Source organism: Shewanella sp. AC34-MNA-CIBAN-0136 (assembly GCF_040309945.1).
Lineage (GTDB): Bacteria > Pseudomonadota > Gammaproteobacteria > Enterobacterales > Shewanellaceae > Shewanella.
In genome coordinates, this window is record NZ_JBEOPJ010000020.1 from 16439 (window position 1) to 33884 (window position 17446).

Genomic DNA, 17446 nt, shown 5'->3' on the forward strand with positions numbered 1-17446 from the left:
AGGGTGTCTCTCACTATGAAAAAATTGGTTTCAACGTTAGTTATGCTGTGTTGTTTCGCATTTAATGTCCATGCAGCTGATGAACCAGCCCTCGAAGATTATGCTTATTACGGTTTTGAGCCTGATATTGTAACTAACTATATTTCTAACCGTAAAAAGTTAGGCTTTGTTAAAATCAGTGTCGAATTGATGGTAAAAGATCCGAACGATTTAATGAGCTTAGAACATCATGATCCTTTATTACGCTCGGCCATTGTTGAAATTTTGGGTAATCAGTCAGAAGAAAAGGTTAAATCCTTATCTGGTCGTGAAGAGATCCGCCGTGAATGCTATGAGACAGTCAACCGCCTTATGGAACAAGAAGTCGGTCGCTCTATTGTGGTTAACTTATTATTTACTAAATATTTATACGATTAATGACCCGTTCAACGACTCCTCCGATGCGAGCCAAGCATAATGCAGCTAAGCGCTCGCCAAGCCGATCCGCTACCAAGGTTAATCCTGTTTCTGTGAAGCCTAACAAGCCAGTGTTATCAAAATCATTGCATCCGCGTAATGCCCATCTACAGGGTTATGACTTTGCTGCATTGATCGTTGCTATGCCAGCACTAGCCGCTTTTGTTCGACCAAATCCTTATGGTAATCCTTCCATTGATTTTGCTGACCCAAAAGCGGTAAAAAGCCTCAATGCAGCATTATTGCTGAGCGAATATCATATTAACGGTTGGGATATTCCTGAAGGATATTTATGCCCTCCAGTACCTGGGCGTGTGGACTATTTGCATTACATTGCTGATTTATTAGCGGTTAAAGGCAAAGTAGTCAAAGGGGCAAGTATTCGAGGGTTAGATATCGGCACTGGTGCCAATGGAATTTATCCATTGCTGGGTATTCAAACCTACGGTTGGCAATTTGTGGCGTCGGATATTGATCCTGTGTCTATCGACAATGTTGCTAAAATTGCTCAGCAAAACGCCCAGATTACCACACATTTAAAGTTGAGATTACAGCCGCAACCTGAGCATATATTTAAGAATATCATCGCTGCAGATGAACGGTTTGATGTCACCATGTGTAATCCACCGTTTCATCGCTCACTCGCTGAAGCTTCCGAAGGTTCATTACGGAAAGTCAAAAATTTAGCCAAAAGCCAGCAACAAAAACATGGTCAACAATCGCGTAAGTTAGCGGTTAGTCAGGCTAAACCGACGCTTAATTTCGGCGGTCAAAAAGCCGAGTTATGGTGTGATGGTGGTGAGCAAAAATTCTTAGCCAACATGATCAAGCAAAGCCATGATTATGCCAACCAAGTGCTATGGTTTACGTCACTCGTGTCAAAGTCGGACAATCTCAAACCTTGTTATCAACTACTTAAACAGCTTAATGCTGTGGAAGTAAAAACTATCGAGATGACACAAGGTAATAAAGCGACCCGTATTTTAGCGTGGAGCTTTTTAGCCCCAGCAATACGCCAACAATGGGCCACATTACGTGCTTAATCTTTAGTGGCATCAAACTCAATCGTTTCACTGCCGTGATACACCAAAAAATGTCGCCCTTTAGCACGAGCTATCAAGGTAATGCCCATTTGTTTGGCCAAATCTAGGCCCATTTGGGTAACGCCACTGCGTGACAACAATACTGGTATGCCCATTTTGGCGACTTTGATGACCATTTCTGATGTTAATCTGCCTGTAGTGTAGAAAATCTTATCGTGTCCCGTTTGCTGATCTAACCACATATCTCCCGCCAACGTATCAACGGCATTGTGGCGGCCAACATCTTCAACAAATGCTAAAATTTGTTCGTCTTGGCATATTCCGCAACCATGCACAGCGCCGGCATTTTTGTAGGTTTCATTATAAGCATTGATATTGCCGAGTAAGGCATAAATAGTCGATTGTTTGAGTGATGGAGTAGGTAAATTAATCTCATCCAAGCCTTGTAAAAATCCACCGTAAACAGTGCCTTGGCCACAACCGGACGTCACTGTTTTTTCAGACAATTTCTGCTCAATATCTTCAGATATCTCTTGGGTTATCACCGCCGCTGAACTGACTTCCCAATCAACGATAACCGACTCTAATAGACTTAACTCGCTAATAAACCCCTGGTTTTTTAAGTAGCCAATAGTGAGTGACTCTGGTTTAGCCCCCAATGTCATTAAGGTTACGATAGGACGCCAATTTAAATATACGGTTAATGGTCGTTCGCAAGCGACAAATTTATCGACGACCTGGCCTTGTTCGTTGATGGCTTTAACTGCAATGGTGAGCGGAACCTGCGTGTTGGTTTTAACAAACTTTATTGCATTGCGCTGCAAAGATGTGGCTGAAACAGATTGAGTCATAAGCGAGATAGCCTCTTAGTGGGTCATTCATAGATTGAAAGAATAGGCAGAGTTTGCCTGCTTCAACACCTGATGATCATAGCAATTATTATTCCTTAAACTGAAAACAACTTGTCTAAGCGTGATCTGGCGCAAATCTTCACAAATTCAATGAATTTGGCGCGTATTAATGTCCCACCTAAAATTGCACTGTGGACATATTGTCCTATTCTTAGGAGGGATTTCGGGATCTAGTTCAAAGTTAATTTTACTTTTTAGTTGGCATCATTTTTGCTCCTATTTTAGTTATAAACAAATCAATCAAGTGTATTTCAATACACATATTCATGTCAGAGGTAAGCATTACCATGCAACACACCGACACGATTTGGCCAATGTATGTTTCATTGAAAAAGGTTCAAACCCAAGTAGGGCGCTGGACATCTGTTCGCTGGGAGCTAGATCAAATGGTTCCAGCAACAGAGCAGCAACCAGACAATTCTGTTTTGGTGCCACTGGAATTGTACAAAGATCAACGTGGTAGTTATCGCATCAATCTCGATATGGATAATGCAACACTCTTTATTGTGTGCGATGAATTGATTGATGGCACATGGGTGCCTGCGATGATCTCTGCCGATCAACACGTGAGTGCCGGTTGCCTAGAATCAGATACTCCAGTGCTTAATATTCCCATGCCTAGCGCCATTGCCTGTTGGATAGAGGCATTCATCACTCGTCACGGCGAAGTGGAAATCAGCGCTCATAGACGCAAGCATGTTAACCGCCGTAAAAATGAAGGGCCGAGCGCGAATCGCTCTGGAAATATGCAATGAGCGATAAAGCAGAAGGTCTTCTTAACCGTTGGGAAATTAGGCGTCAGCGGGTTGCTGAAGAGGCTAAACAAGAAGAGTTGTTGCAACAGGCACAAGAAAAGCCTGATGACTTCAACATACTAACAGCTGAACCAATCGAAGACGTTAGCGCTATAGATGCGGATGAGGTGGCAGAGCCAGAAGCATTACCAGACCCAAACTCGATTGAAGTAGGTGGCAGTTTTGCCCGCTTTATGGCCAAAAGTGTCGACCCAACGACTAAAGCTGCTGCGCTACGAGCATTATGGAAACAGCCACAATATGGTCATATCGATGGGCTGCTTGAATATGCATTGGATTATACCAATCAACCGCTATTGTCAGCGGATGTATCTGCAGAGTTGGCCAGTAAAGTGTTTCGATATGTCATTGAAAAAGAAAAGCCTGAGCCAGAATTAGATGCTGACTTAGCGCCAACTGACTTAGCTGACCCCGCTGAATTAGCACCAAACGAATTAGCCGAACAAACCGACTCGATAGCCGAAGAGGACTCAATCGATTTAGCCGATAATGATGCAACAACGATTGCGGCGTTATCGCAAGCAGAACAACCGCTTTACCAGGATGATGATCTGCTAAAGCAAGCTGTCGCCAATGATGAGGCGAAAGCGTAATAACGACACCGTCACAAGATGAATATGACATAAATAAAAGTCGTTAGTTACAGATTTAGAACAAGTTAATGTCAATCTATTACGTGCAATAAGCGTGAACAGTGAACTGAGCTATCACTGTTAATGAGGTATAAAAACCGATAATTGGGAACGCAATGAGTATAAGAAAAAACCAGCCACAGCTGAAACAAGCACGACAACAGGTGATGGCGAATACGCAGATTTTGCAAAATTTAATTCCGCCCACTGTTAGCTATATCACCCAGGGGCATGTGCTTATTATTGGGCCTGAAGATCTCGCGCGTTTAGCTGCGGACAAATTGTCCACAATGGCAAGCCGAGTCATTTTAGCCAATGAAGCGATCACTAACCAAGATGAAACTCACCTTGAAGCGGTGATGAATGCAGCCACTGATGTTGAAAGTTATTACAATAAATTGGCCAGCGTAAAAGGTTTTTTAGGCCAGTTTCAGGTCAAAGTTGATGGTGAAAGCGGTATTAGCGAACTAAGTGTGGTGGCCATACGCCAAGCGCACTTTGATATTGTGCTCGATTTAAGCCACAGCCCATGCATTAACCTTGAAATGCTTCCTCCTGGTTACTTTTATGTCGGCCAAGACAGCGATTTACTTGCCGATGCGATTGCCAGTATTCCAGAGTTAATCGGTGAGTTTGATAAACCGCGCTATGTCCGAGTTAACAGCGATATTTGCGCTCATGATAAACACGGTTTAAACGGTTGTAATCGTTGTTTAAACTTTTGCCCTGCTGATGCCATTAGTAGCGTTGCACATAAAATTGAAATTGACCCTTATCTTTGTCATGGCGCAGGCAGCTGTACTAATGCATGCCCAACTGGGGCGCTAAGCTATGATTTACCAACCCCAGCCTCACTGCATACTTACCTCGAAAAGTTAATTAGTCGTTATCGTCAAGAAGCGCAAACTGCCCCAGTAATATTATTTCATGACAATGAAGCTGGCGCAGAATGGATTAACGAGCAGCTAAGCGGTGACGTGTTACCTGTTGCAATGGAAGAGATCACTGTAGCAAGTATTGATCATTGGTTGGCTGCATTAGCCAATGGTGCACGCGAAATTTTAATTCTACACACTCCGGTTACGGCACCAACATTACTGCAAATGCTTAAAGGTGAGTCTACATTAGCCAATCGCATACTCGACCAAATGGGACAGCCACAACGGATTCGTTTAATTACCCCGTCAGAGCTAACCCAGTTAGATGAGGCGCTAGCCATTAGTTTAGCTTGGCCAGTGATAATGCCGATGACCTTGAACGCTATCGAACCTAATACCAATGTAAAACGCAATATTATGTTCCAAGCGATTGACCACCTAAATGGTCAAGCTGCAGGTGTTGATGACGTGTTAACCATGGCGAATATTCCCTACGGTATGGTTAGCATTAACAGTGACAAGTGCACATTATGTTTGTCGTGTGTGTCAACGTGTCCAACCCAAGCGTTAAAGGATGGCGGCGACGCTCCTGCTCTTAAATTTGTTGAGCAAGATTGCGTCCAATGCGGTTTATGTGAAGCGGCCTGTCCCGAAAACGTCATTAGTTTACTACCTCAAATCAACTTCAATCAGTCTACAAGACAACAAGTTCAAGTATTAAAACATGAGCCTCCGTTTGAATGTATTCGATGTGGTAGTGAATTTGCCACCCAATCTATGGTGAAAAAAATAATTGAGATGGTAGGTGAACATAGTGCGTTTAGCGCCAATATTGAACGTTTGAAAATGTGTGGCGATTGCCGTGTAAAAGACATGTTTGAAGACATCCTTGACGATCCAGAAAAGCAATTGCAATAAGAGATCTCCTATGACAGAAACAGGAAGACAAGTAAGTGAAAATGATCAGTTAAGAGCCGATATATATCAGTTGCTGGCTGCGTTATTTCGTCGCCAACCCAATACTGAGTTATTACAGTTTTTAGCTGGTTTAGAGGTAGAGGCCGAGGATGGCAATACCATGAGTCAAGCATGGAATGCGTTAAAACTGGCAGCAGAAAATAGTGATACCAACACCCTAGAAGATGAATACTTTGCCATTTTCTTAGGCGTAGGCAGTGGTGAGATTATGCCTTATGGCAGCTGGTTTATGACTGGCTCTTTAATGGATAAACCCTTAGCGGCATTGCGGAGTGACTTGATGCTACTAGGCTTTGAACGTGAAGAGAATGTTAAAGAACCAGAAGATCATGTCGCTGCATTATGCGAAGTCATGGGCTGCTTAATTTTAGAAGCACCAGGTTACCGTCAATTAGCGTTTTATCAACGCCATATTGGCAGTTGGATTATACGTTTTTGCGATAATTTGGCTAAAACACCTAGTGCTAATTTTTACCTAAACGTCGCGCAATTAGCTAAAGCATTTTTTACCGCTGAAGCCAATGAATTTGAACAACTGAGTTTGGATATTCCGGTGAATTGTCCAGGTAGTGCTGACTTAGATCCGCTTGAAGAAGAGGTTGTACAAATTAACTAAACTGGATGACGGCTTATTTAGCCCCATCTTTATTTTAACAAGGAGACCATATGAAAAAGCAAGCTTCCGACATGGGTCGTCGCCAAATGCTCAAAGCATTAGCGCTCGGCAGTGCGGCAGGTGCTGTGGCCAGTGTCAGTGCACCCGCACTTGCTCAAGTCACTAAACCGTCTACAGAAGAGCCTACGGGCAATAACTATCGCGAAACTGAGCATATTCGCAATTACTATGCTTCGTTAAGCAAATAACAAAGGAGAGTGTGTGATGCGATTAACCCGCAAAACAGACACGGCCACTAAAGCTGAAAAGTCAGGCCTAGGTCTTAACCGACGTCAATTCCTCAAGTCTGCCAGTTTGGCGACCGGTGGTATTGCAGCGGCTTCAATGCTTGGCGCAGGTATGATGCGTAAAGCAGAAGCTAAAGATGTACCGCACAATGCACCTACCGAAATAAAACGAACTATTTGTTCACATTGTTCAGTAGGTTGTGGTGTGTATGCTGAAGTTCAAAATGGTGTGTGGACAGGGCAAGAGCCTGCGTTCGATCATCCATTTAACCAAGGTGGACATTGTGCTAAAGGCGCAGCATTACGTGAGCATGGTCACGGTGAAAAACGCTTAAAATACCCAATGAAGCTAGAAGGTGGTAAATGGAAGCGTCTATCATGGGATCAAGCCATAAATGAAGTAGGCGACAAAATGGAGTCGATTCGTCAAGAGTCTGGTCCTGATTCAGTTTACTTTATGGGTAGTGCTAAATTTTCAAACGAACAAGCTTATATGTATCGCAAATTAGCAGCAATGTGGGGCACTAACAACGTCGATCACTCTGCTCGTATTTGTCACTCTACCACGGTAGCCGGTGTTGCAAACACTTGGGGCTACGGTGCGCAAACTAACTCGTTTAACGACATTCGCAATTCAAAATGCATGATGTTTATTGGATCTAACCCATGTGAAGCTCACCCAGTGGCGATGCAACACATTTTGATTGGTAAAGAACGCGGTGCCAAAATCATCGTAGTTGATCCACGTTTTACCCGTACAGCGGCTAAGTCTGATGAATATGTCCATATTCGTCCAGGTACTGACATTCCATTTATTTATGGTCTGCTATGGCACATTTTCGAAAACGACTGGCAAGATGATTCGTTCATTTCTCAACGTGTATACGGCATGGAACGTATCCGAGAAGAAGTGAAAAAATACACTCCAGAAGAAGTCGAACACATTGCCGGTGTGCCAAAAGCACAAATGTACCGTGTCGCTAAAATGATGGCAGAAACTAAGCCTGGCACTATCGTTTGGTGTATGGGTGGTACTCAGCATCACATTGGTAATGCTAACACTCGTGCTTACTGTATTTTACAGCTTGCCCTTGGCAACATGGGTATCGAAGGCGGCGGAACTAACATTTTCCGTGGTCACGATAACGTACAGGGTGCGACTGACTTTGGTTTGTTATTTGATAACTTACCTGGTTATTACGGCTTAACGTCTGGCGCATGGGACCATTGGGCTAATGTGTGGGACCTTGAACCAAAGTGGATCACCGAGCGTTTTGACCAAGGTGAATACTTAGGTCAATCGCCACAAACATCTGCGGGTATTCCTTGTTCGCGTTGGCATGATGGTGTGTTAGAAGACAAAACCAAGATTGCTCAACGAGACAATATTCGTCTGGGGTTCTTTTGGGGTCAGTCAGTTAACACCGAAACTCGCGGTCGTGAAATCCGTGAAGCACTGAATAAAATGGATACCATTGTGGTCGTTGATCCATTCCCAACCATGGCGGGTGTTATGCACGAACGCCAAGATGGAGTGTATTTATTACCTGCGGCAACTCAGTTTGAAACCTACGGTTCGGTTTCAGCCTCCAACCGTTCACTGCAGTGGCGTACGCAAGTTATCGAACCATTATTTGAGTCATTACCTGATCACACCATCATGTATAAACTGGCCAAAAAATGGGGCGTTGCGGATCAATTCTGTAAGCACATCAAGGTTAATGGCGATGAGCCATTAGTGGAAGACATTACCCGTGAATTTAACACCGGTATGTGGACTATTGGTTATACAGGCCAAAGCCCTGAGCGTTTGAAAATGCACCAAGAAAACTGGGGCACATTCGACGTTAACTCACTTGAAGCACCCGGCGGCCCAGCTAAAGGCGAAACCTATGGTTTACCTTGGCCATGTTGGGGTACACCAGAGCAGAAACACCCTGGTTCTCAAATCTTGTACCGCACCGGACGTGAAGTTAAAGACGGTGGTGGTAACTTCCGTGCACGTTATGGTGTTGAACACGAAGGCAATAACATTCTGGCTGAAGGCTCTTTCTCAAAAGGCTCTGAAATTGAAGATGGTTACCCAGAGTTTACCGCCGACATGCTTAAGCAGCTTGGCTGGTGGGACGACCTAACAGCAGAAGAAAAAGTCAAAGCTGAAGGTAAAAACTGGAAAACTGATATCTCTGGCGGTATTCAACGTGTGGCAATTAAGCATGGTTGTATTCCTTACGGTAACGCTAAAGCGCGTTGTATTGTGTGGAACTTCCCTGACGATATTCCATTGCATCGAGAACCGTTATACACCCCTCGTCGTGACTTAGTGGCTAAATACCCTACTTATGAAGACCGTATGGTGGCTCGTCTACCAACGCTTTATAAAACAATTCAAGACAAGGATTTTGCTACCGACTATCCACTTGCCGTAACAACCGGACGTTTGGTTGAATACGAAGGTGGTGGTGAAGAAACCCGTTGTAACCCTTGGCTTGCTGAATTGCAGCAAGAAATGTTTATCGAGATCAATCCAGCAGACGCTGCAGATCGCGGTTTACGTGATGGCGATGACGTATTTGTTCACAGTCCAGAAGGTGCAAAAATTACTGTTAAGGCAATGGTTACACCACGTGTTATTGCAGGTGAATGTTTTATGCCATACCACTTTGCAGGCGTATTTGAAGGCAAGAGTTTAGCCAAAAACTACCCTGAAGGAACCGTGCCTTATGTGATTGGCGAATCTGCCAATACCGTAATGACCTATGGTTATGATGTCGTAACGCAAATGCAAGAGACCAAGTCTAGCTTGTGTCAAATAAGCAAAGCCTAAACACTTGATGAGGAGATAAGCCATTATGGCAGTCATGAAATTTCTGTGTGACACCAAACGCTGCATCGAGTGTAACGGTTGCGTCACAGCATGTAAAAACGAAAACGACTCTGCTTTAGAGTGGGGTATTCAGCGTCGCCGCGTGGTAACGCTTAATGATGGTGAACCAGGAGAAGCGTCAATCTCAGTAGCATGTATGCATTGTACCGATGCACCATGTATGGCTGTATGTCCGGCCGACTGTTTCTACCGTACCGAAGACGGCATTGTGCTACATAACAAAGATACGTGTATCGGTTGTGGCTATTGCTTCTATGCCTGCCCATTTGGTGCACCGCAGTTCCCTAAGAAGTCTGCATTTGGTAGCCGTGGCAAAATGGATAAGTGTACTTTCTGTGCTGGTGGCCCAGAAGAAGATCATTCAGAAGCCGAGCGTCTAAAATACGGTTCAAACCGTATTGCAGAAGGCAAATTACCAATGTGTGCAGAGCTTTGTTCAACCAAAGCATTGTTAGCCGGCGATGCAGGCATAGTGTCTGACATTTACCGTCAACGTATGGCTGCACGCGGTAATCCAAATGTAATTTGGGGCTACAATCCTAAAACAGGCGAAATGATCTAACCCAGAGCAATGGCTGCGATAATTTTCGCAGTCATATAAGGAGTGACAATGTTAACTTTAACGTTAAACAAATCACTGCGCAGGATGTTTGCTCTGTTGGTTCTGTGTATGGGATTGGGGTTGGTTACATCAATGGTGTATGCCGCCGATGAACAATCAAGTCAGCAACAAGCAAAGTCTAAAACCAGTGATGCAGATCTCTGGCGCGCAGTAAAAGCCGGCGAACCGGGATACAGTACAGACAAAGGCCTTGATGCTGATGTTCTGATAAATGTATCGGGTAATGAAGGCAAGATATTGCGAAATACCTACCTGAAACCCGCACTCGGCTTAGCCGTTGTCGGTGTTTTTGCAGCCTTTTTAGTGTTTTACTTCGTTAATGGTCCATCTAAACTGAGTAAAGGCTTTTCGGGCAAAATGGTACTTCGTTGGAGTAAAAGTGATCTCTGGTTACATTGGACTATGGCAGTTTCATGCTTAATCATGATGTTAACCGGTATAATCATTATGCTCGGACGCCATTTCTTAGCCCCTTATGTCGGTGACGGTATTTGGGCGGGGATCATCGCCTTTAGCAAGTTTGCCCATGACTGGTCTAGCCCCATTTTTATGGTGTCTTGGCTGTTGTGTGTTATCAAATGGATGCCACTACAAACCTTCAAAATGTATGACTTGAAATGGTTTTTAGTGGTGGGTGGCTACATTAATTTTGGTCCGTTTAAAGGCAAACATCCAGACAGTGGATTTGCTAACGCGGGTGAAAAAATGTGGTTTTGGACCTTAGCTATTTTTGGTCTAAGCATCAGCATAACAGGCATAATGTTAGTGTTTCCAACACTGGATTTACCGCGCGAACTGTCAATGCTCGCCTTACTTGTACATGGCTTAAGTGCGACGATTCTAATCGCATTTACCATAGTACATATTTGGATGGCGACCGTACTCAGTGAAGGCGGTATGGAGTGTATGGTATCTGGCTATTGTGACGAAAACTGGGCTTCGCAGCACCACAATGTGTGGTACGACGAAATCAAAGCCGATGGCAGTTTAAAATACAAAGAGTAGCCCTGCTTTCTGGTGTTAATGCACCAGGTTGATGGCAGAGATAAAACACCTTGTTGGGTAACTAACAAGGTGTTTTTTATTGCTGCAGGTACATTAATAAGTTTTGGGATGCAGGTAATGAATCGAATTGATTGCAGTAGATGATGGCGGTTTAATTTGAATCACTGTTCAAACTCAGTTAGTGTGCAGGATATTATTAAATCACTAGAAAACGAGTCGCTCTATAGGCTTGTTGTGTGACCAAACTAAAAGACAAACAATGATAGCCATTTCTCGAAATATTCAATTTTTACTCTTTGCCTTTATATTGGCAGGTTGTTCTACTATCCAATCAGGTAGTGGAGATATGATAGGTTTCACTGAGTCAGGTAAAGCCTCGTACTATAGTGATATACATCAAAACAACAAGACTGCAAGCGGTGATATCTATCAGCATAATCAAAAAACCGCTGCGCATAAAACGCTACCATTTGGCTCTAATGTCAAAGTGACTAATACCCATAATGGTAAAAGTGTTATCGTTAAAATTAATGACCGTGGTCCGTTTGTTAGAGGGCGCATCATTGATCTTTCAAAGTCTGCCTTCAGCAGTATTGGCAATATATCTAGTGGTTTAATTGACGTTAACATTGAAGTCGTTCGTTAGCACTTTTCTATGGCGCAATATGTCTTGCTGACCTGGCATCGAAGATAATCCAGCTTGCTAATCAACTGGCCGTATGGTCGGTTTCGTAGGCGAACGTTTAACATATGGTTTGGTTTCGCTTTCTTTAGCTGAGCTTTTATAAGAGTCGGTTTAACAGTAAGTCATTATTTAAATTGTAATGTAATAGGCTGCGAAATTAACCAGATTAAAAAACTATGTGGAAGTGTTGCAGAAGATATGATCGAGATTGAATATTCTATAGGTGAATTAAAAACGTCGATGCTTGTTGTCGAAGCACATCGTTTTTACCTTATTACAAAGGAATGGATAAAGGCTGTAGATCTGAATGTGAGTGACCAAATATTAGCCTGCAGTGATGCAGTAGCTAAGATAGAAAGCATAAATAAAGTTGAAAGTTCAGCCCATTGCCGCGATTTAAAAATAAGCCATAATCATAATTATTTTGTCACCACAGCGCGTCCTGCGTTTCATGACACTCTCTGTGATAGAGCCCCAGCCGATAAGCTTGAACGTATTGCATACGAGCTGGCCAATAGGCCCTCAAATTTTCCCGATGGTAAACCAACCGGTCACCACGGTGGCCCTTGGGCCGCGGCTAAATATTTACACCGCGATCCCAGCAAAGAAGTCATCGGCTGGGGCTGTGCCAATGACAACATGTGCGCAGAAGATGCAGCTATAAGTGATTTAAGACAAAAAGTGGGTAATGTCGTTGAATTACATCGAGGTAATGTAGATATTTCACACGCATATTTGAGGAAATATACCAAAAAGGGTCGTTTTGTGAATAAAATGAGCCCTTGTGTTTACTGTCGTGATAATTATGGCAGCGCGCTAAATGACACCACTGAAGGCGTGAGTAATTTGCCTAAAGAAGGTCGTGGCTATTTACCCGCGTTAGATAAATAATTCCTAGCAACATTTTTCCCATCATTTATGAAGTCCACAACACTATTTGTTTACCAAATTAACCTGAGCTGTCTAAGGCTAAAGCCGTGTCCGCTGTTTTGAATACAATGGCGCAGTGGGAATATTGTCGAATAAGCGCGTTAAGTTGATTTGCAACCAATGTCCTTTTACTTCAAATTGGTGATAAGCGCTTCTTGAGGTGCAAAACACAATCGCAGCACTACGTTACTTCACAACTAAGGGGGTTATTTGAATATTTCAGAATCACATAAAAAAGAGCTTTTAGTTGCTAAATCACTATTAGAAAATCCTGGTCTAGCGGTAAAAATAACTAATTTAATCGGTACCCCTATTGAGAAAGGGTTAGCGCTTCTACCGGATAACTGGAATAAAAATATCGCTAAAGTGACCGAAAAGTCGCTAATTAAAGCGTCTGAAGCGGCAATATTTACCATGAAAGATATTCCCGGAGAAGAATCGTCCAATCTTTGGCATAAATTAGGCGTTGCTGCGAGTGGTGGTGTGGGCGGTTTCTTTGGATTAGCTGCGATAGCGGTTGAACTTCCTATTTCGACATCAATCATGCTGCGTTCTATAGCTGATATTGCTCGTAGTGAAGGTGAGTTTATTACTACTCTAGAAACAAAAATGGCTTGTTTGGAGGTGTTCGCGCTGGGTGGCGAAAGTGATTTAGATGATGGTAGTGAATCGGGATATTTTGCAGTAAGAGCCGCCCTAGCAAAATCAGTATCTGAAGCCGCTGAGTTTATGGTCAAAAAAGGTATTACCGATGAAGCCGCGCCTATTTTAGTCAAACTTATTACTAAAATCGCTGAAAAATTTGGTGTTCAAGTGACTCAAAAAGCAGCGGCACAAGCTGTACCTGCTATCGGTGCGGCAGGCGGTGCCATAATCAATACTTTGTTTATTGATCACTTTCAAGATATGGCCCGAGGTCATTTTATTGTGCGAAAATTAGAGCGTATATATGGGTATGAAACTGTAAAAAGTGCTTATCAGTCGTTACCTAAAAATGGTAATCAATAACCATAATTCGTGAAATTAACCCGTTTTTATTCGGCTAGTAAATGACAAGTGTGCTTTGAATTTTGGCAATAATTTTGATTTGGATTTACTTATTCCATCGGTTAATCCTAGTAGAGGTTCAATAAGCATCGCAGTAGACCATCAATACATGACTTATTAATAATGTATTGATGGTCATTTGTGAGGCGGCAACGTTTGTTGAATTGATGATATAAAGCATCTATTCTTTATGTACTTAAATGGGACCTCAAGCTAAATTTAAGCCAGAAAAGGATATCAATATGACACTGCACGGACCGGAACAGACCGAAAATACCCAATCGACAATAACCAGTGATTCAAAGTGTGGCGACAAGGTTGAGAAGCGTGAAGTACGCGAGAGTCAGCCGACGCAACCAGAGATATCGCTGACAGGATCTGAGCGTGATGCAGTGATTGAACATGGCAGTCTTTCATCGCTTACGGTTTATTCTATTATTTTGCGTGAAGGCCAGGAAGAACTCGATCGACCGTTGATGTCGTTGTGGTGGTCAGGAATAGCGGCTGGTATCGGCATTTCAGCGTCTGTTTTGGCCGAAGGTATTATCCGCAGCAACATAGGCTCCGATCATCCTTATTTGTCTATCATCGAAAGCCTTGGCTACACTTTTGGTTTTGTCTTAGTCATTCTCGCAAGGCTGCAACTTTTTACTGAGAACACCATCACCGTGGTGCTGCCGCTACTCGCTAACACCACAAAGCATCTTCTTGTTTGCACCGCTCGCTTATGGGGAATTGTGTTAGCAGCAAATTTTGTTGGCACGTTTTTCACGGCGGCAATTGTCGTGCACGGTAACATACTGACAGAAGACATCCTTACCGCTATCCTCCAGATATCTCGCCATGTTGCAGAGTTAACGCCTTCAGAGACATTAATGCGCGGCATACCAGCGGGCTTTTTTATTGCCGCACTGGTGTGGATGCTACCCTCGGCAAAAGGGTCTGAAGTGTTGGTCATTATTATGTTTACATGGCTCATTGCTGCTGGAGAATTTACTCACGTTATTGCCGGGTCTAATGAAATATTTAGTTTGGTACTTAATGGTGAAATGAATTTTTTTACTGCGTTGTCGCACCATATTGGCCCTATGTTAGTGGGTAACATCATTGGCGGTACAGGGCTGTTTGCGATGTTAGCTTATGGCCAAGTTCGACAAGAGATGTAGGTTTACGGTTGAAAAAAGCGAGGTTGTTTTCAATCAAAATGGCTGTCATGGTGCGTTTTGTTGTTTGTGAATGATTTATTTGAATGAGGGTAATATGAAGAAATTTTGTTTGGTATTAATGACGCTATTTGCGGTGGTATCACAGGCATTGGCTGCAAGTCCGGTTAAGTATAATAAAGAGTTAGATGGGTTTGATTATCCCTTTGAAGTTAAAACATTTAATGTTAACTCGCAAAATAAAGATTTAAAAATGCGTTATATGGATATTGGTGATAAAAATGCAGACAAAGTCATCGTGTTGTTGCATGGTAAAAATTTCTCAGGCTATTACTGGGAAAGGATTGCCAATGACTTGCTAAAAAGAAAATACCGAGTCGTTATTCCAGATCAAATCGGTTTTGGTAAATCTTCAAAACCAAATGCTTATCAGTATAGTTTCGGCCAATTAGCTTTAAATACCAAGTTATTATTGGACAGTTTAGATGTCAAAAAATTTGATCTTGTTGGTCACTCAATGGGCGGGATGTTAGCGACTACATTTGCGGTTAATTATTCTAGTGCGGTTAATAAATTGATTCTGATTAACCCTATTGGTTTAGAAGATTACGGCAAATATGTGCAGTTTAAAGATGTTAACTTTTTTTATAAAAATGAGCTCGCTAAAACACTCGATAAAGCGAGAAACTATCAGAAGAAAAATTATTATGATGGCAAATGGTCAAGCGAATACGAGAAGCTGTTAGAGCCTGTGAGAGGAATGCTTGCTGGGGATGATTGGCAAGTTGTTGCTTGGAATAATGCCTTAACTTACGGCCCGATTTTTTCAGAAAACATTGTCGATAGGTTTTCACAAATTAACAATGAAACAGTGCTTATTATTGGCACCAGAGATAAAACCGGCCCAGGTAGAGGGTGGTTAAAAGAAGGTGTAACCAGAACATTAGGCGACTATAAAAATCTGGGTATTAATACTCAGAAATTGATTAAAGGTTCAAAACTGATTGAGTTGGATGGGTTGGGTCATATGCCCCAGTTTGAAGACTATGATGTTTTCATAAAAGCATTTCATCAGGCTCTTGAGCAATAATAAACATAAAACCTGGCTTAAATCTCTAGCATTTTTTGTGTATTCGCTGCACTTATTATGGCCAAAAATGGTTCCATAATTGTATGGCTTAAACCGATTATGGCAAATTACTGCGGCGTTATACCTTTTAAAGGATTAAAACATGTCTTTGCTGCTAACTGTTTTAGCAACCACACTGCTTGCTGGTTTGGCTATGCCATTAGGCGCTTTAATTGCCCATTTTGAGAACGTGAGCAGTGAGTGGCTCGAACAGGAATTTAGGCACAGTGTCATGGCTTTTGGCGGCGGTGCTTTATTGTCAGCGGTTGCTTTGGTTTTGGTGCCAGAGGGCATAGCGAGTCTTAAGCCATTACCTGCTTGTATGTGGCTTATGGCTGGTGGACTGAGTTTTATGGCCCTTGATATTTACCTTAACAAAATAGATACCCCAGCCTCTCAACTAGCAGCCATGCTGGCAGATTTTATTCCAGAATCAATCGCTTTGGGTGCTGCATTTGCGACAGGAAGTAACAACGCGTTCTTATTGGCAGCGTTAATCGCGTTACAAAATGTGCCAGAAGGATTTAGTGCCTACCGTGAATTAAATGCATCTTCTGCGTATAAACCCCAAAAAATAATCATCATGTTTTGTTTAATGGCAATGCTGGGTCCCATAGCTGCAATGTGTGGTTATTTGTGGTTATCAGAGTCACCAGAAATTATTGCGGCAGTGATGCTTTTCGCATCAGGCGGTATTCTCTACTCCATATTTCAAGATTTGGCTCCTCAGGTAAAACTTGAAAAACGTTGGGCACCGCCAATGGGAGCTGTATTTGGTTTTGGTCTTGGTATGTTGGGATTAATGTTAACCACGTCATGATCTCTGTGCTACATAGTCGTGCTAAATAATTCTGCAAGCATCAACGTAATGAACTGGGAATAAAAACAAATGGATTACATCAATTTATCTTATCTGCATTTAGTCACTGTAGTGCCGGCATTTTTCATTGGCACTTATTTACTTATTGTTAGAAAAGGTACACCTAAACACAAAGCATTAGGCAAAATTTATATGGTGTTGATGTTGTTCACTGCCATCGTGTCACTGTTTATGCCTGCTCAACTCGGAAGTCGCTTTTTGAATCACTTTGGCTATATTCATTTGTTAAGTCTTCTAACGCTTTACGCTGTTCCTGCTGGCTATTTTTATATTAAAAAAGGCAATGTTCGGGGACACAAACGAAGCATGATTATATTGTATTGTGGTGGTCTCATTGTCGCGGGTACCTTTGCTTTTATGCCTGGTAGATTATTGAATGATTGGATTTTTAGCTAACCAGTTGATTAACTGTAATACGCTTTTAAACTTTATTATCCATGATGAGTTTAACGATGAAAGTGGATGACATGGTTAAACATAAA

General features: G+C 42.5%; 18 protein-coding genes. 17 read left to right on the plus strand and 1 reads right to left on the minus strand.

All coding sequences use genetic code 11. From position 1 onward, the window contains the following. Positions 1 to 15: 15 nt before the first annotated feature. Together AAEY94_RS17290 and rlmF are read left to right on the plus strand one after the other, a co-directional pair. On the plus strand, positions 16 to 417 hold the full coding sequence (locus tag AAEY94_RS17290; RefSeq protein WP_101087457.1) for a flagellar basal body-associated protein FliL: 402 nt from the start codon (positions 16 to 18) through the stop codon (positions 415 to 417). Next, positions 417 to 1499: a 23S rRNA (adenine(1618)-N(6))-methyltransferase RlmF gene (gene rlmF, locus AAEY94_RS17295; RefSeq protein ID WP_101087456.1), complete on the plus strand. Its 1083-nt coding sequence runs from the start codon at positions 417 to 419 to the stop codon at positions 1497 to 1499. The genes AAEY94_RS17290 and rlmF overlap by 1 nt, the downstream gene beginning before the upstream one ends. Here the strand turns inward: rlmF and AAEY94_RS17300 are convergent. Next, positions 1496 to 2350 carry a formate dehydrogenase accessory sulfurtransferase FdhD gene (locus AAEY94_RS17300; protein ID WP_101087455.1) on the minus strand — a complete coding sequence of 285 codons (855 nt, stop codon included), beginning with the start codon at positions 2348 to 2350 and terminating at the stop codon, positions 1496 to 1498. The two genes, rlmF and AAEY94_RS17300, sit on opposite strands and share 4 nt — an antisense overlap. Before the next feature lie 347 nt (positions 2351 to 2697). On the opposite strand from AAEY94_RS17300, the gene AAEY94_RS17305 reads away from it, so the two are divergent. From AAEY94_RS17305 to AAEY94_RS17375, 15 genes are all read left to right on the plus strand, one after another. Further along, entirely contained in the window at positions 2698 to 3165 is a 468-nt protein-coding gene (locus AAEY94_RS17305; protein ID WP_059745292.1) for a DUF3305 domain-containing protein, read from the plus strand. Beyond that, positions 3162 to 3818, plus strand: coding sequence for a DUF3306 domain-containing protein (locus tag AAEY94_RS17310; RefSeq protein ID WP_101087454.1), 657 nt, complete (start codon positions 3162 to 3164; stop codon positions 3816 to 3818). The genes AAEY94_RS17305 and AAEY94_RS17310 overlap by 4 nt, the downstream gene beginning before the upstream one ends. A gap of 155 nt (positions 3819 to 3973) precedes the next feature. Beyond that, the gene (locus tag AAEY94_RS17315; protein WP_350979348.1) at positions 3974 to 5653 is read left to right on the plus strand and encodes a 4Fe-4S binding protein; all 1680 of its coding nucleotides are present in this window, start codon (positions 3974 to 3976) and stop codon (positions 5651 to 5653) included. A gap of 10 nt (positions 5654 to 5663) precedes the next feature. Further along, positions 5664 to 6329: a TorD/DmsD family molecular chaperone gene (locus AAEY94_RS17320; protein WP_011635547.1), complete on the plus strand. Its 666-nt coding sequence runs from the start codon at positions 5664 to 5666 to the stop codon at positions 6327 to 6329. Positions 6330 to 6379: 50 nt separating this feature from the next. After that, positions 6380 to 6577 (plus strand): twin-arginine translocation pathway signal, encoded by a 198-nt coding sequence (locus AAEY94_RS17325; protein ID WP_011635548.1) that lies wholly within the window; start codon positions 6380 to 6382, stop codon positions 6575 to 6577. A gap of 16 nt (positions 6578 to 6593) precedes the next feature. Next, positions 6594 to 9443 (plus strand): formate dehydrogenase subunit alpha, encoded by a 2850-nt coding sequence (locus AAEY94_RS17330; protein ID WP_101087452.1) that lies wholly within the window; start codon positions 6594 to 6596, stop codon positions 9441 to 9443. Between the two features lie 25 nt (positions 9444 to 9468). After that, a complete protein-coding gene (gene fdh3B / locus AAEY94_RS17335) occupies positions 9469 to 10065 on the plus strand; it encodes a formate dehydrogenase FDH3 subunit beta (protein WP_101087451.1) in 597 nt (198 codons plus the stop codon). Between the two features lie 48 nt (positions 10066 to 10113). After that, complete coding sequence (locus AAEY94_RS17340) at positions 10114 to 11130, plus strand: formate dehydrogenase subunit gamma (protein WP_101087450.1); 1017 nt, start codon at positions 10114 to 10116, stop codon at positions 11128 to 11130. Between the two features lie 259 nt (positions 11131 to 11389). After that, positions 11390 to 11776 (plus strand): septal ring lytic transglycosylase RlpA family protein, encoded by a 387-nt coding sequence (locus tag AAEY94_RS17345; RefSeq protein ID WP_101087449.1) that lies wholly within the window; start codon positions 11390 to 11392, stop codon positions 11774 to 11776. Between the two features lie 237 nt (positions 11777 to 12013). Continuing rightward, a complete protein-coding gene (locus AAEY94_RS17350) occupies positions 12014 to 12706 on the plus strand; it encodes a hypothetical protein (RefSeq protein WP_101087448.1) in 693 nt (230 codons plus the stop codon). Positions 12707 to 12955: 249 nt separating this feature from the next. Then, complete coding sequence (locus AAEY94_RS17355; protein ID WP_101087447.1) at positions 12956 to 13753, plus strand: EcsC family protein; 798 nt, start codon at positions 12956 to 12958, stop codon at positions 13751 to 13753. A 281-nt stretch (positions 13754 to 14034) separates the two neighbouring features. After that, a complete protein-coding gene (locus AAEY94_RS17360) occupies positions 14035 to 14958 on the plus strand; it encodes a formate/nitrite transporter family protein (RefSeq protein WP_101087446.1) in 924 nt (307 codons plus the stop codon). A 94-nt stretch (positions 14959 to 15052) separates the two neighbouring features. Beyond that, entirely contained in the window at positions 15053 to 16045 is a 993-nt protein-coding gene (locus tag AAEY94_RS17365; protein ID WP_350979353.1) for an alpha/beta fold hydrolase, read from the plus strand. A 142-nt stretch (positions 16046 to 16187) separates the two neighbouring features. Then, positions 16188 to 16904 (plus strand): ZIP family metal transporter, encoded by a 717-nt coding sequence (locus AAEY94_RS17370; RefSeq protein ID WP_101087445.1) that lies wholly within the window; start codon positions 16188 to 16190, stop codon positions 16902 to 16904. A 69-nt stretch (positions 16905 to 16973) separates the two neighbouring features. Continuing rightward, positions 16974 to 17360, plus strand: coding sequence for a DUF2306 domain-containing protein (locus AAEY94_RS17375; RefSeq protein WP_101087444.1), 387 nt, complete (start codon positions 16974 to 16976; stop codon positions 17358 to 17360). The last annotated feature ends 86 nt before the right edge of the window (positions 17361 to 17446 follow it).

What these genes read in the sequence shown, in the direction of transcription:
- AAEY94_RS17290 (WP_101087457.1), top strand. Translation starts at nt 16, where the DNA reads ATGAAAAAATTGGTTTCAACGTTAGTTATGCTGTGTTGTTTCGCATTT.
- AAEY94_RS17330 (WP_101087452.1), top strand. Translation starts at nt 6,594, where the DNA reads ATGCGATTAACCCGCAAAACAGACACGGCCACTAAAGCTGAAAAGTCA.
- AAEY94_RS17345 (WP_101087449.1), top strand. Translation starts at nt 11,390, where the DNA reads ATGATAGCCATTTCTCGAAATATTCAATTTTTACTCTTTGCCTTTATA.
- AAEY94_RS17370 (WP_101087445.1), top strand. Translation starts at nt 16,188, where the DNA reads ATGTCTTTGCTGCTAACTGTTTTAGCAACCACACTGCTTGCTGGTTTG.
- AAEY94_RS17350 (WP_101087448.1), top strand. Translation starts at nt 12,014, where the DNA reads ATGATCGAGATTGAATATTCTATAGGTGAATTAAAAACGTCGATGCTT.
- AAEY94_RS17315 (WP_350979348.1), top strand. Translation starts at nt 3,974, where the DNA reads ATGAGTATAAGAAAAAACCAGCCACAGCTGAAACAAGCACGACAACAG.
- AAEY94_RS17305 (WP_059745292.1), top strand. Translation starts at nt 2,698, where the DNA reads ATGCAACACACCGACACGATTTGGCCAATGTATGTTTCATTGAAAAAG.
- AAEY94_RS17320 (WP_011635547.1), top strand. Translation starts at nt 5,664, where the DNA reads ATGACAGAAACAGGAAGACAAGTAAGTGAAAATGATCAGTTAAGAGCC.
- AAEY94_RS17325 (WP_011635548.1), top strand. Translation starts at nt 6,380, where the DNA reads ATGAAAAAGCAAGCTTCCGACATGGGTCGTCGCCAAATGCTCAAAGCA.
- AAEY94_RS17365 (WP_350979353.1), top strand. Translation starts at nt 15,053, where the DNA reads ATGAAGAAATTTTGTTTGGTATTAATGACGCTATTTGCGGTGGTATCA.
- AAEY94_RS17300 (WP_101087455.1), bottom strand. Translation starts at nt 2,350, where the DNA reads ATGACTCAATCTGTTTCAGCCACATCTTTGCAGCGCAATGCAATAAAG.
- AAEY94_RS17375 (WP_101087444.1), top strand. Translation starts at nt 16,974, where the DNA reads ATGGATTACATCAATTTATCTTATCTGCATTTAGTCACTGTAGTGCCG.
- rlmF (WP_101087456.1), top strand. Translation starts at nt 417, where the DNA reads ATGACCCGTTCAACGACTCCTCCGATGCGAGCCAAGCATAATGCAGCT.
- AAEY94_RS17340 (WP_101087450.1), top strand. Translation starts at nt 10,114, where the DNA reads ATGTTAACTTTAACGTTAAACAAATCACTGCGCAGGATGTTTGCTCTG.
- AAEY94_RS17360 (WP_101087446.1), top strand. Translation starts at nt 14,035, where the DNA reads ATGACACTGCACGGACCGGAACAGACCGAAAATACCCAATCGACAATA.
- fdh3B (WP_101087451.1), top strand. Translation starts at nt 9,469, where the DNA reads ATGGCAGTCATGAAATTTCTGTGTGACACCAAACGCTGCATCGAGTGT.
- AAEY94_RS17310 (WP_101087454.1), top strand. Translation starts at nt 3,162, where the DNA reads ATGAGCGATAAAGCAGAAGGTCTTCTTAACCGTTGGGAAATTAGGCGT.